The sequence below is a fragment of the Escherichia sp. E4702 genome (assembly GCF_963883545.1).
GTDB lineage: Bacteria > Pseudomonadota > Gammaproteobacteria > Enterobacterales > Enterobacteriaceae > Escherichia.
In genome coordinates this window covers 96,288-109,863 of the sequence record NZ_CAWORF010000023.1, presented here as the reverse complement: position 1 = coordinate 109,863, position 13,576 = coordinate 96,288, and the positions used below count along the sequence as shown (strand labels likewise).

Here is a 13,576-nt window from a genome sequence, read left to right as displayed (position 1 = left end):
CTCTGGTTTATGGACGCATTATGGACATTCCTGACACCGGGTTAAGAGTCACAGCATCTTGTAAGAAATCCGGTGCAAAGTGTGCGTAGGTCATAGTTTGCTGAATGTTAGAATGACCCAGGATGCGCTGCAATGTGATTATGTTACCTCCATTCATTATAAAATGTGTGGCAAATGTATGCCTCAAAACATGCACTGCCTGTCCGTCAGGTAAATCGGGTTTTACTTCCCTGAGAGCGTTGCGCACTTTGTAGTAACTGGCATTAAAAAGCCTGCCTGAATTTTTGGTCTTGATCCGTTTAATCAGGTCCTGCGACACGGGAATTGTCCTGCGCTTTCCGTTTTTAGTTTTCATAAACGTAACCATCTGGTTAATGATGTGTTCAGCTTTTAAATTTGACACTTCACTCCAGCGTCCACCAGTAGAAAGGCAGACCAGAGTTGCATTTAATTCATCACCATCAAGCATGGATAACAGCCGCGTAATCTCTTCACTGGACAAAAAAGCCATTTCCGTAACAGCTTCACGTAACCGCTTAACCTCACGGAACGGGTTGTGAGAGTGGTATTCACCGGCGTCAATTAACTTGGTGAACATCCCGCTCATTATTGCCAGATGCCGATTTACGCTGGCTGGTTTAAGACCATCGTTCATCATTACAACGCGATAATCAGTTATCGTTTTCTTTGTTAGCTGGTCAGCTCTGGACACTCCCATTTCTGCAAATTTGGCGATTATTGTCGTCAAACGCCCCCGTTCAATATCTCCACGCTCATGTGATTTTCCGTGATATATCCACCATCTGCCTAACAACTCTGTAAGAGTTCGGCGGTCGGCTGGCTTCTCCAACCACTCTTTGTTGTGGTAGTTAACCAGGACATGACGTTCGAATGCTTGAGCTTCACCCTTAGTTTTAAATTTCCGCCTGATACGTTTTCCATCTGCACCCTGCGGTCTGACGTCCACTTCATAACGACCATCATCGAGCTTTTTAATAGACATAAAGCCCTCCGATGACGCTGTTTACTTCTACTACTTGAAAATTAATGCAATTTTCTTTCGTACATTTACTGCACACATATGCTGAATAAATCGTCAGCCAGTCTTTTGGTCTGAGTGGTGCAAGGTTGTTGAGTCTTGCCCAATGTGTGCGAGCGCCGGGGCTATTTGTCCGGCAGCGGGATCTGTCTCATCAAACATGAACCAGTCACGATATTTACGGAATCTTGGGTGTTTCAGAAGTCGCACTACCGCGTCATGTGAAATGGATGATTTCCCATTTTCGTACCCCACATAGGTAACGTAATTAATACCTGTCATTTCAGCTACTTCCTTCTTCTTGAGGCGTTCAGACTCACGAATAAGTTTAAGTTTCTCACGAATCTCAATTGACATAATGAATCAGATCTCTTATTTTTAATCCGTTGTGATATTCCACACCTAACTCTAGCCAACTCTAACTAGCTTTAGTTTGTGGAGCCAATTAGGAGAATAGCAAAATGAATGTCGGATCTGAAATTTCTGACGAGACAAGACAAGAAGTCTCAGTTCTTACAAAAGCAAAACGTCATTCAGTTAAATTGGCTGCTGTGCCTTCAGATTTGCTGTCGAAAGAGGGTTTTGCTCTTTACATAGGTAAGACACCACGCGCTGTAGCAGAAATGGCGAGAGCAGGCAAGCTCCCTGCGTTCTATATGACAGACCCACTGAAGCCAGGGGGGAATGCTGAGTTATGGATTAATCGTCGTGAGTGGGACAAATATGCAGCTCAACTAGTCGATGAAGCTCCGACAGAATGGCATGACTGGAAGAACCGCATTAGTTATAGCAAGTCGAAATTAGGGCGTATGGTGTGAGGGCATGTTATGAACACTATAGTAGGAAACACGGCAGCTAAAAAAATTCAATCGTTGATCATCGAGCTGCGCACGAGACTTTTGTCGATTGAAGGGCAATCTAACGTATCAGCCATAGTTGATGACATAGAAATTGAAGCGAAAAAATTAGAAGAAGAAGTTAATTTTCTGGCTTTACCTGTAAGAGCTGCAGAAATTGAGACTTTGACGCATTTAATTAAATGTGGATGTGTCAGGCTGGAAAATAACAAAAGAGATGAACGTAATGAGATTATAAATAATTTACAAGAGTCATTTGCGTTAATCAGCCAGAATCAACATGCCCCAACTAAAACAAAAAGAAGCAAATCAAGTAAATTTGAGATTTTGCGTTTTGGTGATCTTTCTATTATTGGTTGCGAGCTAACCCCATTACGCAACTATGTGACTCTATACTGTAGAGCTTGTTATGAAAATGACAGGTTTATCGGTCATGTGTACTACGGAGTATCAAAGTTATCGGGTGACGAAAAAGGTTATAGCGAATTTGATGCGCTGAGTATTATTAATGCTGTAGAAAAATATGCGCCAGGAATGCAAAAATACTCATGGCGCAAAGTAGATTGAAATTATTTTTCTTTATTCAGCTCTAAGTATTCGCCGATAGTAGCATGAAGATTTTTTAATTGCTCGAGTTGAATACTAATTGCAAGAACATTATCGCTTTTTAGGTTTAAGTCGGTATGAAGGTGTGCGAGTAGTCTCATCTTACCCTCACTGACAATACCATCGATAGTGATTTTGTCTGGAAATACAGTAACAGTTTTTTTGTCCATTTTTACACCTTTTGTGGTTGGTTGTTTTTGGCGATTCGATCTTACCACAAGACCATGTGCCGGACATGGCTAAAAACCGGCTCTGTTTCAGGAGGAGTTATGCCGGAACCTCGTTGTATTGCTCAGTTATTGCGTAACGAAAGCCCAAGGGCGATTGACTTCACCATCACCCACGGTAAGGGGCGTAAGGGAATCATTATCCGCACCAAAAAACAGAGTCCGTTAAAAAAGGCTCTGACCTTTCTGAAAAGCCGGAGGGTATGGAAATGACAGTGATGACGCTCAATCTCGTTGAAAAACAGCCAGCAGCTATGCGCCGGATAATTGGTAAGCATCTTGCCGTTCCTCGCTGGCAGGATACATGTGATTATTATAATCAGATGATGGAGCGCGAACGGCTAACAGTTTGCTTTCATGCGCAGTTAAAACAGCGTCACGCAACGATGCGTTTTGAAGAAATGAACGACGTCGAACGTGAACGACTGGTATGTGCAATTGATGAATTGCGTGGGGCATTCTCAAAACGTCGTCAGGTCGGTGCAAGTGAGTATGCATATATTAGTTTTTTAACAGTCAGTCAGCGCCGTACTTTATTTATGCATGCCGGATTGACTGAAAAAGAATTCAACCAGCCATACTGGCGAATTAATGAAGAGTCATGTTACTGGCGTGATGCTTTATTCCGTGCATTACGTGAATTATTCAGTCTGTTTGAGTATGCACCGACAATTCTGACGTCGGTAAAACCAGAGCAATATCTGCATTAAGTAATTAACCAGAGTTTTTAACGCACTTAATCGTGCGGGGCTTCTTTTTGCCTGGAGAAAGTTATGCATACAGTTTCTGAAAATCAGTGCGGTAAATACGCATTACTGCTGCAACAGGCCAGAACCGAAGCACAGGCCGACGCTGCGACGCGCTTTTCTTCTCATCTTGATGCCATGATTCGCCACATCACAAAGGCGGAGTTATCCCGCGTGGAGATAGTCGAGCTGCTCAGTCAGGAGTCGGAAAAATTTCACAATATCGGATTGTCTCGCGGGGAGGTGCTTTGATGTCCTGTTCTCGTTCAGTTGTATTACTGAATAACGCCTTAAAAATCGCCGTTATGAAAAATGGCGATTTGTCTCTTATTCAACTTGGTCTTGATAAAGAAAAACGCGAAATAACTGAGTCTGTTATCGCGATTTATCAGAACGAATTAAACCTCCTGTCTGATGTGGTCAATTTACTTGTTAAACGCGCTGTGTTTCACAAGCAAATCTCCTCCGTGGATGAACTGACGAAATTAACGACAGAAATCGCCAGCTATTGCGCTGATGAATTTAAAAACCTTAACGACAAAAGGAACTGGTAATGCCGGACAACGTAGATTTTATTCAGGAACAACAGGCTGAATTACTGGAGCGCCAGATTAACGCGGCAAGGGTAAAACATTGCGGTGCTTCTGCGCTGGTTTGCGAAGAGTGTGACGCGCCAATACCTGCTGCCCGTCGTGCAGCTTATCCGTCAGCCACGCGTTGTGTTTCCTGCCAGTCAGTCTTTGAAGCAAAAAACAAGCATTACCGGAGAATGGCATGAGTATTCGTATTGAAATTGGCGAACGTTATGTCGTTACCAGTGACAGCTTTCAGTTTATTCTCCACGAGAAAAAGAGAGCTGAAAGCGGTAAAAACGCCGGTCAGGAATGGCTGGCGGTGGTTGGTTATTACCCGAAATTAAGCCAGCTCGTTTCCGGCCTGATGCATCACGATATTCTGACCGGAAGCGCAAAGTCTTTTGCTGATTTAAACGCGCAGGTTGAGCAACTCAGCAGGCGTTGTTCAGAGGCTTTTGGCTCATATGGCCGTTAAAGCCTCCGGGCGTTTTGTCCCTCCGTCAGCATTTACCGCAGGCACCGGTAAGACGTTTTCCGGTGCTTATGCATGGAACGCGCCACGCGAGGCTGTCGGGCGCGAAAGACCCCTTACACGTGACGAGATGCGTCAGGTGCAAGGTGTTTTATCCACGATTAACCGCCTGCCTTACTTTTTGCGTTCGCTGTTTACTTCACGCTATGACTACATCCGGCGCAATAAAAGCCCGGTGCACGGGTTTTATTTCCTCACATCCACTTTTCAGCGTCGTTTATGGCCGCGCATTGAGCGTGTGAATCAGCGCCATGAAATGAACACCGACGCGTCGTTGCTGTTTCTGGCAGAGCGTGACCACTATGCGCGCCTGCCGGGAATGAATGACAAGGAGCTGAAAAAGTTTGCTGCCCGTATCTCATCGCAGCTTTTCATGATGTATGAGGAACTCAGCGATGCCTGGGTGGATGCGCATGGCGAAAAAGAATCACTGTTTACGGATGAGGCGCAGGCTCACCTGTATGGTCATGTTGCTGGCGCTGCACGTGCTTTCAATATTTCCCCTCTCTACTGGAAAAAATACCGTAAAGGACAGATGACCACGAGGCAGGCATATTCTGCCATTGCCCGTCTGTTTAACGATGAGTGGTGGATTAGTCAGCTTAAAGGCCAGCGTATGCGCTGGCATGAGGCGTTACTGATTGCTGTCGGGGAGGTCAATAAAGACCGTTCTCCTTATGCCAGTAAACATGCCATTCGTGATGTGCGTGCACGCCGCCAGGCAAATCTGGAATTTCTTAAATCGTGCGACCTCGAAAACAGGGAAACCGGCGAGCGCATCGACCTTATCAGTAAGGTGATGGGCAGTATTTCTAATCCAGAAATTCGCCGGATGGAGCTGATGAACACCATTGCCGGTATTGAGCGTTACGCCGCCGCAGAGGGTGATGTGGGGATGTTTATCACGCTGACCGCGCCGTCAAAGTATCACCCGACACGTCAGGTCGGAAAAGGCGAAAGTAAAACCGTTCAGCTTAATCACGGCTGGAACGATGAGGCATTTAATCCAAAGGATGCGCAGCGTTATCTCTGCCGTATCTGGAGCCTGATGCGCACGGCATTCAAGGATAATGATTTACAGGTCTACGGTTTGCGTGTCGTCGAGCCACACCACGACGGAACGCCGCACTGGCATATGATGCTTTTTTGTAATCCACGCCAGCGTAACCAGATTATCGAAATCATGCGTCGCTATGCGCTCAAAGAGGATGGCGACGAAAGAGGAGCCGCGCGAAACCGTTTTCAGGCAAAACACCTTAACCGGGGCGGTGCTGCGGGGTATATCGCGAAATACATCTCAAAAAATATCGACGGCTATGCACTGGATGGGCAGCTCGATAACGACACCGGCAGGCCGCTGAAAGATACTGCTGCGGCTGTTACCACATGGGCGTCAACGTGGCGCATTCCGCAATTTAAAACGGTTGGCCTGCCGACAATGGGGGCTTACCGTGAACTACGCAAATTGCCTCGCGGCGTCAGCATTGCTGATGAGTTTGACGAGCGTGTCGAGGCTGCACGCGCCGCCGCAGACAGTGGTGATTTTGCGCTGTATATCAGCGCGCAGGGTGGGGCAAATGTCCCGCGCGATTGTCAGACTGTCAGGGTCGCCCGTAGTCCGTCGGATGAAGTTAACGAGTACGAGGAAGAAGTCGAGAGAGTGGTCGGCATTTACGCGCCGCATCTCGGCGCGCGTCATATTCATATCACCAGAACGACGGACTGGCGCATTGTTCCGAAAGTGCCGGTCGTTGAGCCTTTGACTTTAAAAAGCGGCATCGCCGCGCCTCGGAGTCCTGTCAATAACTGTGGAAAGGTCACCGGTGGTGATACTTCGTTACCGGCTCCCACACCTTCTGAGCACGCCGCAGCAGTGCTTAATCTGGTTGATGACGGTGTTATCGAATGGAATGACCCGGAGGTCGTGAGGGCGCTCAGAGGTGCATTAAAACACGGACTGAGAACACCAAATCGTCAGCAAAGAAACGGAAGCCCGTTAAAACCGCATGAAATAGCGCCATCAGCCAGGCTGACCCGGTCGGAACGATTGCAAATTACCCGTATCCGTGTAGACCTTGCTCAGAACGGTATCAGGCCGCAGCGATGGGAGCTTGAGGCGCTGGCGCGTGGTGCAATTGTGAACTATGGCGCAAAAGAATTTCATTACCATGTTCAGAAGGCGTGGGAAGCATTTTCGAGGTGGTAATCTAAATATGAAAAATCTGCACACCGAAACACTCTTGTAGGTTGATAATTTGCAAACTAGGTGGATTTACTCTTTGATGTGTAAGAAGTTATACTACAAAAAATTGATTTATGGGCTTGGCGATGTATAACGATCCTTATAGTGACCCAAAAGCGTGGGAATCATATTTCAAAAATATTGTTTGGCTACATTATAAGCCTGCTAACTGTTGTGACTTGCCAGATGAGCATGGAGGCGACTTTGGGCTGGAGTGTTACACTCTGAGTGGTCATGTTTTTCAGTGTTACTTGCCTGAGCAGTCGAGTGATATTGATAAGCTTTATAAAGCGCAACAAAAAAAGATTTATACTGATATAAAAAAGTTTTCTCAGGATAACATTAAAGAATTAGAGGAGCTTTTTGGCACATTAAAAATTAGCCGCTGGATATTAGCTACACCATATAATAAATCGGCGAAATTAAGTCAATATTGCACAAAAAAATCATTAAAAGTAAGAGAGTTAGGGATTTCTTACGTTGCTGATGATTTTCAAATAGTAGTGCAAACAGATCGAAATTATATAGAAGAAGCGTTCTTTCTTCGCAAAAATAACTATCAATTAAGCTTTAATATAAATGATGCGACGGCTGAGAATGCTGCTAACTTTATTAGTGAAAATACATCTTTTTTAGATAAGCTAAATTTAAAATTACCTAAGATAAATGATGATGTATCTAGGCAGGGTTTATATAGAGAGTTTTTAATACAAAAATATCTTGATTATCAAAACTTGCTGGATGCTTTGAAGAGAGACTGGGTTGATATCTATGAAATTATCTATAACTGTGTTCAACATAGAGAACGTAATTTGGTAGGTCTCTTTCTTCTTACTTCATCAGATGCGAAACCATCAGATATAATGAAAGATGAAATCGCTTTGTTAAAGAAATGTATTGAAGAGGAAGTTAGTACGCTTAAACAGGCTGACTTGGATAAGATAACATGGGGAGTTATTTCTGATTGGCTTATAAGATGCCCTTTAGATTTTTAGAATGGAAAAGCAAATGCATATAACGATAGATGAAATAATAGGAAGGCCGTTTACGTTTAATAAACGACCTGAACATTTGCCATGTGATATGAGACCATTGTGGCGTTGCAGTTTGTTGCTGATAATATTCCTTGTCACAGGGAGAGCTGGTTGCTGTTCTTTAAAAAAACTTCATTTAATTAATTGGATGTTAAAGTCAGAGAATAATGAAGCAATGTTTGAATTCTGGCTTTTAAACAAAGAAGGTTTAAAGCCTGAAGTAAGATTGGATCCAACTTTAGATAGAGCAATACAGCTATTATTAGCAGAGGATTTTATTTTGAGAAATGAACGAGCGTTCAAAATAAATGAAAAGGGGCTTAAGGTCGCTGAGAAATTGCTTTCTCTTGATGTGTTCAAAGAAGAAAGGTTGGTGCTAAATAAACATAAGGCTGGACTGTCCGAAACTAACATTAATAAAATATTTCAGGTGGGTTAATATGTCGTTGGAAATTATTTCATTGGAGTTAGTAGCAAATACTTCGGATGGGCGTTATGGTGTTAGTATACCTTTTTCAAATGGCTTGTTTTTATTAAGAGTTGAGAATTCTCATGGTAAATCAACTTGCATGAATGGGATTGCATATGCACTTGGGATGGAAAAGGCATTAGGTGTCGGTTCTGGAAAAATCCCATTCCCTCCATCTTTGACTAGAGCACTAACGACAAAAGATAATGTTGAAGTTAGTGTAATATCATCTTATGTTTTGCTAAAAATAAAGAATCATAAGGGAATAGAAGCATCTTTGAAAAGGAATATTATCGGTCACGATAATAATAATGTTATTTATATAGATGAGAAGAATAATGTAAAAAGTAAGAGTGGTACTTATTTTTTACATAGAGAGGGCGATACTGAAAGGGAACGTGGTTTCTATAAGTGGTTAGCTGATTTTATAGGTTGGAGTTTGCCAAATGTTCCAAACCATAATGGGAAGGACACTATTCTTTATCCATCCGTACTTTTCCCTGCATGGTATGTTGAGCAAAAAAAAGGATGGTCGTCAATTATGGCGACTGTACCAACACAATTTGGAATTAAAGAGCCAAAGAAAAGAGCTCTAGAATTTTTAATGTCTCTTGATGTTAATGATAATATTTTATTGCGTAGTTCGTTAAGAAATGAGCTTGATATTATTTATCATGATTGGAAGTTAATTAAACACAATGCAGAAGTTATTGCTTCTAAATTGTCGTCAGTTGTCACAGGGATTCCTGAACAACCAGTGGCAAAATTTGATCATTATAAGATAGATTTGATTATTAAAAATGGTAGTGTCGTTAGATCTATTGTTGATGTTCGTAATGAACTGGAAAAAGAGTTGCAAGAAATTAAGTTTGACACTCTTGGTGAGCAAGAAGAACAAACTTTACAATTATCAGTGGTTAAGTTATTAGGTCAAAAAAATGATGAAATTAACTCTCTGGAATTAAAGATTAAAGAGATTTGTGAGCATAGAAGTTATATTCAATATCAAATTCAGGCGACCAAAAACAGATTGTATAATCTGTTGGAAGATAAAAGGAAGTATGAAGATTTAAAGAAAATATCATCTTCGGATGCGTATAAGTCAACAGATTTAATGTCAAATATTTGTCCGACTTGTGGTGCAAGTTATAATGATAATTTGCTAAGTTTTTCATCGCAAGAAAATCTGATGACATATGAAGATAGTTTGAACTTTATTAAAGAGCAAGTAAAAGCATTTGAGTTTGTTCTGTCGGATAGTGAAAAGCAATTAAAGCTTAAAGATGTTGAGAGGAGTGATTTAGAGGGGGAAATAGCCAAGATTAGAGTTGATATTAATGCATTAAGGGAGTCAAAATATCCCTCAATGGTTGTTCAGGAGGAGTTTCTGAGACGTAAAATAAACATTGAGAATAAAATTAATGCCATTAACGATGGCATTAAAAGTATATTGGACATTAGACTGGAGTTGGATTCATTACACCGTAGATATAAAAAGCTTATCGCGAAAAGAAAAGGATTGCCAGATAATTTCTTGTCGCGTAATGATGCCGATAAGTTAAAATTTCTTAATAAAGAAGTCGTTGCACGATTAGAAAAATATAATTTTACAAGTTTTGATTCTAAACTTGTGTCAATATCAGAAGATAATTACTTACCTACTAGGGAAGGATATGATATAGGTTTTGACACATCAGCTAGTGATGGAATAAGAATCATTTGGGGTTATTTAATAAGTTTATTTGTTGTTGGTTCTAAATTTCAAACAAATCACCCTGGATTGATTGTGTTTGATGAGCCTCGTCAACAAGAAGCAAATAAAGTAAGTTTTGCCGAGTTACTTAAAGATGCTGCAGAAACAACAAAAGGACAAGGGCAGATCATTTTTGCTACATCAGAAGATGAAAATGTCTTAAAAGAGGCATTAGAAGGGTATGACTATACAATGATATCCTTTGATAAGAACAATGGGAAATTGTTGAGGAAATTATAAACTTTTATGTTGCTGCATTAGAATGCATGATTATTGTTTATCTGTTAAGAGTGCTCCGTGCCAGTGTCGGCGCGGAGAAATCATGTCATGCACCTGCATTAAAACCGACCCATGAAGCGGGCGGGCGAGGCGGGGAAAGCACTGCGCGCTGGCGGTGGTGCTGATTTTATTTTTTCAGCGTCTGAGCGCGTCGTGACGGCGTTTGGATTGTGCGCCGGGGCGTTGGTGGGTCTGCGGGATGTTTTGTGCGGTGGTGAGCGTGTGAGGGCGTGATGACGGGGTGTAAAAAAGCCGCCCGCAGGCGGCGATGTTCAGCCGTTGTCAGTGTCCAGTGAGTAGTTTTTAAAGCGGATGACCTCCTGACCGAGCCAGCCGTTTATTTCCCGAATCCTGTCCTGTAGCGGGATAAGCTCATTGCGGACAAAGACCTTTGCCACTTTCTCAATATCTCCCAGTGACCCGACGTTCTCCGGCTTGCCACCCATCAACTGAAAGGGGATGCGGTGCGCGTCCAGCAGGTCTGCGGCGCTGGCTTTTTTGATATTAAAAAAATCGTCTTTCGTTGCCACTTCACTGAGCGGGATAATTTTAATGCCGTCGGCTTTCCCCTGTGGGGCATAGAGAAACAGGTTTTTAAAGTTATTGCGGCCTTTCGACTTAACCATGTTTTCGCGAAGCATTTCGATATCGTTGCGATCCTGCACGGCATCGGTGACGTACATGATGTATCCGGCATGTGCGCCGTTTTCGTAATACTTGCGGCGGAACAGCGTGGCCGACTCATTCAGCCAGGCAGAGTTAAGGGCGCTGAGATATTCCGGCAGGCCGTACAGCTCCTGATTAATATCCGGCTCCAGCAGGTGAAACACGGAGCCGGGCGTGAAAGGTGTCGGCTCGTTGAAGGACGGCACCCACCAGTAAACATCCTCTTCCACACCACGGCGGGTATATTTTGCCGGTGAGGTTTCCAGTCTGATGACCTTACCGGTGGTGCTGTAACGCTTTTCCAGAAACGCATTACCGAACACCAGAAAATCCAGCACAAAGCGGCTGAAATCCTGCTGGGAAAGCCACGGATGCGGGATAAATGTCGAGGCCAGAATATTGCGTTTAACGTAAATCGGTGAGCTGTGATGTACGGCAGCACGCAGGCTTTTTGCCAGACCGGTAAAGCTGACCGGTGGCTCATACCATCTGCCGTTACTGATGCATTCGACGTAATCCAGAATGTCACGCCGGTCGAGTACCGGTACCGGCTCACCGAAGGTGAATGCCTCCATTTTCGGGGCGCTGGCGGTCATTGTTTTTGCCGCAGGTTGCGGTGTTTTCCCTTTTTTCTTGCTCATCAGTAAAACTCCAGAATGGTGGATGTCAGCGGGGTGCTGATACCGGCGGTGAGTGGCTCATTTAACAGGGCGTGCATGGTCGCCCAGGCGAGGTCGGCGTGGCTGGCTTCCTCGCTGCGGCTGGCCTCATAGGTGGCGCTGCGTCCGCTGCTGGTCATGGTCTTGCGGATAGCCATAAACGAGCTGGTGATGTCGGTGGCGCTGACGTCATATTCCAGACAGCCACGACGGATAACGTCTTTTGCCTTGAGCACCATTGCGGTTTTCATTTCCGGTGTGTAGCGGATATCGCGCGCGGCGGGATAGAACGAGCGCACGAGCTGGAACACGCCGACACCGAGGCCGGTGGCATCAATACCGATGTATTCGACGTTATATTTTTCGGTGAGTTTGCGGATGGATTCAGCCTGGGTGGCAAAGTCCATGCCTTTCCACTGGTGACGCTCAAGTATCCTGAATTTGCCACCGGCCACCACCGGCGGTGCCAGCACCACGCATCCGGCGCTGTCGCCACGGTGTGACGGGTCGTAACCAATCCATACCGGGCGGGAGCCGAACGGATTTGCGGCAAACGGCGCGTAGTCTTCCCATTCTTCCAGCGTGTCGACCATGCAGCGTTGCAGCTCCTCGAACGGGAACACCGACGCCTTGTCGTCAACAAATTCACACATGAACAGGTTTTTAAAATCGTCGGCGCTGTTTTCGCGTTTGAGCTGCTCAATGTCGAACAGCGTGCAGCCACCTTTCAGGGCGTCCTCAATGGTGACAATCTGCCGCCACTGGCCGTCCGCACAGAGAAGCCCACCGGCAAGGGCGTTATGACTGACGTCGATTTCCACGCGTTCGGCGGCGCTGGCGCGTCCCCGGTTAAACAGTTCACCCGACCAGAACGGGTAGGCGTCGTGCGCCAGCGTGGACGGGGTGGAGAAATAGGTCGAGCGCAGGTGACTCTGTGAGGCCATACCTGATGCCACTTTACGCAGTACCTGAAAATTCGGGATCCAGAAAATCTCATCGACGTACAGGTCGCCGTTATGGCTCTGTGCGGTGTTGGAGTTGGTGCCGAGAAAAATCAGTTTTGCGCCGTTATTGCCCAGGACAATCGGGTCACCGGTCAGGTCAACGTCAACCAGACGGGCAAAGGCGATGATGTATTCACGGAACACATACGCCTGCGTTTTACTGGCCGACAGAAAAATCTGGTTATGACCGGTTTTCAGGGCGCGCAGCAGCGCCTCGCGGGAAAAATAAAACGTCGCGCCAATCTGGCGGGATTTCAGGATATCGCGGATGCGGTGCTCAAGCCCGGCACGATACCAGTGCAACTGATATTCGAAAGACTGCTCAAAGAAAATCTGCTCCAGCTTTTCGATGGCCTCGTCACTGAAAAAATTCTTTTTCGGTTTGCGCCGCCCGCCTTTGTTGCGGTTAGCGACGTTCGGATTAAGGTCTGCCTCGTTGCCGGTCTGGCTGTAGCGATTTACCCGTGCCAGTCGTTCAATCTGGCGTCCCAGCAGGTCAATTTCCTTGAAGTCACCGCCGGTTTTCTGCGGTTTGATGATGAGCTGGGTCAGCCGCGCTTCCAGGCTCATTTCGACACGGCTGATGGGGGCAACGTTGTCCCAGCCGTCGCGCTGTTTCCAGCTCTGCACTGTCGGGCGTTTCATCTGCAACATGGCGGCAATCTGCGGCACGGAAAATCCCTGCCAGTACAGCAGCGCCGCCTGACGACGCGGGTCGTGTAAAAGAGTGGTGTCTGTGGTGATGGTCATGAATACCTCGCCGTGATGAATACACGGCAAGGCTACTTAGTCGCGCCCCGCGATTCGCTAAGGTGCTGTTGTGTCAGTGATAAGCCATCCGGGACTGATGGCGGAGGATGCGCATCGTCGGGAAACTGATGCCGACAT

The 13,576-nt window shown here is 45.3% G+C and carries 17 protein-coding genes; 12 read left to right on the top strand and 5 right to left on the bottom strand.

The features are described 5' to 3' along the window. Nucleotides 1-7 precede the first annotated feature (7 nt). Both AACU94_RS16025 and AACU94_RS16020 read right to left on the bottom strand, forming a co-directional pair. Nucleotides 8-1,003 (bottom strand): phage integrase, encoded by a 996-nt coding sequence (locus tag AACU94_RS16025; protein ID WP_000023391.1) that lies wholly within the window; start codon nucleotides 1,001-1,003, stop codon nucleotides 8-10. 93 nt (nucleotides 1,004-1,096) lie between these two features. After that, on the bottom strand, nucleotides 1,097-1,396 hold the full coding sequence (locus tag AACU94_RS16020) for a helix-turn-helix transcriptional regulator (protein WP_024224642.1): 300 nt from the start codon (nucleotides 1,394-1,396) through the stop codon (nucleotides 1,097-1,099). Nucleotides 1,397-1,500: 104 nt separating this feature from the next. Here AACU94_RS16020 and AACU94_RS16015 point away from each other — a divergent pair, with 104 nt between their 5' ends. Continuing rightward, nucleotides 1,501-1,857, top strand: coding sequence for a Cox family DNA-binding protein (locus AACU94_RS16015; protein ID WP_033811826.1), 357 nt, complete (start codon nucleotides 1,501-1,503; stop codon nucleotides 1,855-1,857). A 9-nt stretch (nucleotides 1,858-1,866) separates the two neighbouring features. Beyond that, a complete protein-coding gene (locus AACU94_RS16010) occupies nucleotides 1,867-2,463 on the top strand; it encodes a hypothetical protein (protein WP_024240190.1) in 597 nt (198 codons plus the stop codon). A gap of 2 nt (nucleotides 2,464-2,465) precedes the next feature. Here AACU94_RS16010 and AACU94_RS16005 read toward each other — a convergent pair whose 3' ends face one another. Further along, complete coding sequence (locus AACU94_RS16005) at nucleotides 2,466-2,672, bottom strand: hypothetical protein (RefSeq protein WP_024240189.1); 207 nt, start codon at nucleotides 2,670-2,672, stop codon at nucleotides 2,466-2,468. 99 nt (nucleotides 2,673-2,771) lie between these two features. Between AACU94_RS16005 and AACU94_RS16000 the strand changes: the two genes are divergently transcribed. From AACU94_RS16000 to AACU94_RS15955, 10 genes are all read left to right on the top strand, one after another. Then, entirely contained in the window at nucleotides 2,772-2,942 is a 171-nt protein-coding gene (locus AACU94_RS16000; RefSeq protein WP_165381236.1) for a hypothetical protein, read from the top strand. Then, nucleotides 2,939-3,439 carry a hypothetical protein gene (locus AACU94_RS15995; RefSeq protein ID WP_000217670.1) on the top strand — a complete coding sequence of 167 codons (501 nt, stop codon included), beginning with the start codon at nucleotides 2,939-2,941 and terminating at the stop codon, nucleotides 3,437-3,439. Before AACU94_RS16000 ends, AACU94_RS15995 begins: the two co-directional genes overlap by 4 nt. Before the next feature lie 63 nt (nucleotides 3,440-3,502). Then, nucleotides 3,503-3,727, top strand: coding sequence for a DUF2732 family protein (locus AACU94_RS15990; RefSeq protein WP_000557703.1), 225 nt, complete (start codon nucleotides 3,503-3,505; stop codon nucleotides 3,725-3,727). Further along, a complete protein-coding gene (locus AACU94_RS15985; RefSeq protein ID WP_001277958.1) occupies nucleotides 3,727-4,029 on the top strand; it encodes a DUF5405 family protein in 303 nt (100 codons plus the stop codon). The genes AACU94_RS15990 and AACU94_RS15985 overlap by 1 nt, the downstream gene beginning before the upstream one ends. Continuing rightward, nucleotides 4,029-4,253 carry a TraR/DksA family transcriptional regulator gene (locus tag AACU94_RS15980; protein WP_001113263.1) on the top strand — a complete coding sequence of 75 codons (225 nt, stop codon included), beginning with the start codon at nucleotides 4,029-4,031 and terminating at the stop codon, nucleotides 4,251-4,253. The genes AACU94_RS15985 and AACU94_RS15980 overlap by 1 nt, the downstream gene beginning before the upstream one ends. Continuing rightward, nucleotides 4,250-4,525 carry a DUF5405 family protein gene (locus AACU94_RS15975; protein ID WP_000027667.1) on the top strand — a complete coding sequence of 92 codons (276 nt, stop codon included), beginning with the start codon at nucleotides 4,250-4,252 and terminating at the stop codon, nucleotides 4,523-4,525. The genes AACU94_RS15980 and AACU94_RS15975 overlap by 4 nt, the downstream gene beginning before the upstream one ends. After that, complete coding sequence (locus tag AACU94_RS15970) at nucleotides 4,515-6,788, top strand: replication endonuclease (RefSeq protein ID WP_135488469.1); 2,274 nt, start codon at nucleotides 4,515-4,517, stop codon at nucleotides 6,786-6,788. Before AACU94_RS15975 ends, AACU94_RS15970 begins: the two co-directional genes overlap by 11 nt. A gap of 122 nt (nucleotides 6,789-6,910) precedes the next feature. Then, a complete protein-coding gene (locus AACU94_RS15965) occupies nucleotides 6,911-7,819 on the top strand; it encodes a hypothetical protein (protein WP_024174129.1) in 909 nt (302 codons plus the stop codon). 13 nt (nucleotides 7,820-7,832) lie between these two features. After that, a complete protein-coding gene (locus tag AACU94_RS15960; protein WP_000548273.1) occupies nucleotides 7,833-8,297 on the top strand; it encodes a hypothetical protein in 465 nt (154 codons plus the stop codon). A 1-nt stretch (nucleotide 8,298) separates the two neighbouring features. Beyond that, entirely contained in the window at nucleotides 8,299-10,320 is a 2,022-nt protein-coding gene (locus AACU94_RS15955; protein ID WP_000051061.1) for a hypothetical protein, read from the top strand. A 311-nt stretch (nucleotides 10,321-10,631) separates the two neighbouring features. On the opposite strand, the gene AACU94_RS15950 is transcribed toward AACU94_RS15955, so the two are convergent. Both AACU94_RS15950 and AACU94_RS15945 read right to left on the bottom strand, forming a co-directional pair. After that, a complete protein-coding gene (locus AACU94_RS15950; protein ID WP_001620981.1) occupies nucleotides 10,632-11,666 on the bottom strand; it encodes a phage portal protein in 1,035 nt (344 codons plus the stop codon). Further along, nucleotides 11,666-13,438 (bottom strand): terminase ATPase subunit family protein, encoded by a 1,773-nt coding sequence (locus AACU94_RS15945; RefSeq protein ID WP_001744545.1) that lies wholly within the window; start codon nucleotides 13,436-13,438, stop codon nucleotides 11,666-11,668. Before AACU94_RS15945 ends, AACU94_RS15950 begins: the two co-directional genes overlap by 1 nt. Nucleotides 13,439-13,576 lie beyond the last annotated feature (138 nt).

Bases quoted from the DNA above. Each gene is read 5' to 3' on its own strand.
- AACU94_RS16025 (WP_000023391.1), bottom strand. From the start codon at position 1,003: ATGTCTATTAAAAAGCTCGATGATGGTCGTTATGAAGTGGACGTCAGA.
- AACU94_RS16020 (WP_024224642.1), bottom strand. From the start codon at position 1,396: ATGTCAATTGAGATTCGTGAGAAACTTAAACTTATTCGTGAGTCTGAA.
- AACU94_RS16015 (WP_033811826.1), top strand. From the start codon at position 1,501: ATGAATGTCGGATCTGAAATTTCTGACGAGACAAGACAAGAAGTCTCA.
- AACU94_RS16010 (WP_024240190.1), top strand. From the start codon at position 1,867: ATGAACACTATAGTAGGAAACACGGCAGCTAAAAAAATTCAATCGTTG.
- AACU94_RS16005 (WP_024240189.1), bottom strand. From the start codon at position 2,672: ATGGACAAAAAAACTGTTACTGTATTTCCAGACAAAATCACTATCGAT.
- AACU94_RS16000 (WP_165381236.1), top strand. From the start codon at position 2,772: ATGCCGGAACCTCGTTGTATTGCTCAGTTATTGCGTAACGAAAGCCCA.
- AACU94_RS15995 (WP_000217670.1), top strand. From the start codon at position 2,939: ATGACAGTGATGACGCTCAATCTCGTTGAAAAACAGCCAGCAGCTATG.
- AACU94_RS15990 (WP_000557703.1), top strand. From the start codon at position 3,503: ATGCATACAGTTTCTGAAAATCAGTGCGGTAAATACGCATTACTGCTG.
- AACU94_RS15985 (WP_001277958.1), top strand. From the start codon at position 3,727: ATGTCCTGTTCTCGTTCAGTTGTATTACTGAATAACGCCTTAAAAATC.
- AACU94_RS15980 (WP_001113263.1), top strand. From the start codon at position 4,029: ATGCCGGACAACGTAGATTTTATTCAGGAACAACAGGCTGAATTACTG.
- AACU94_RS15975 (WP_000027667.1), top strand. From the start codon at position 4,250: ATGAGTATTCGTATTGAAATTGGCGAACGTTATGTCGTTACCAGTGAC.
- AACU94_RS15970 (WP_135488469.1), top strand. From the start codon at position 4,515: ATGGCCGTTAAAGCCTCCGGGCGTTTTGTCCCTCCGTCAGCATTTACC.
- AACU94_RS15965 (WP_024174129.1), top strand. From the start codon at position 6,911: ATGTATAACGATCCTTATAGTGACCCAAAAGCGTGGGAATCATATTTC.
- AACU94_RS15960 (WP_000548273.1), top strand. From the start codon at position 7,833: ATGCATATAACGATAGATGAAATAATAGGAAGGCCGTTTACGTTTAAT.
- AACU94_RS15955 (WP_000051061.1), top strand. From the start codon at position 8,299: ATGTCGTTGGAAATTATTTCATTGGAGTTAGTAGCAAATACTTCGGAT.
- AACU94_RS15950 (WP_001620981.1), bottom strand. From the start codon at position 11,666: ATGAGCAAGAAAAAAGGGAAAACACCGCAACCTGCGGCAAAAACAATG.
- AACU94_RS15945 (WP_001744545.1), bottom strand. From the start codon at position 13,438: ATGACCATCACCACAGACACCACTCTTTTACACGACCCGCGTCGTCAG.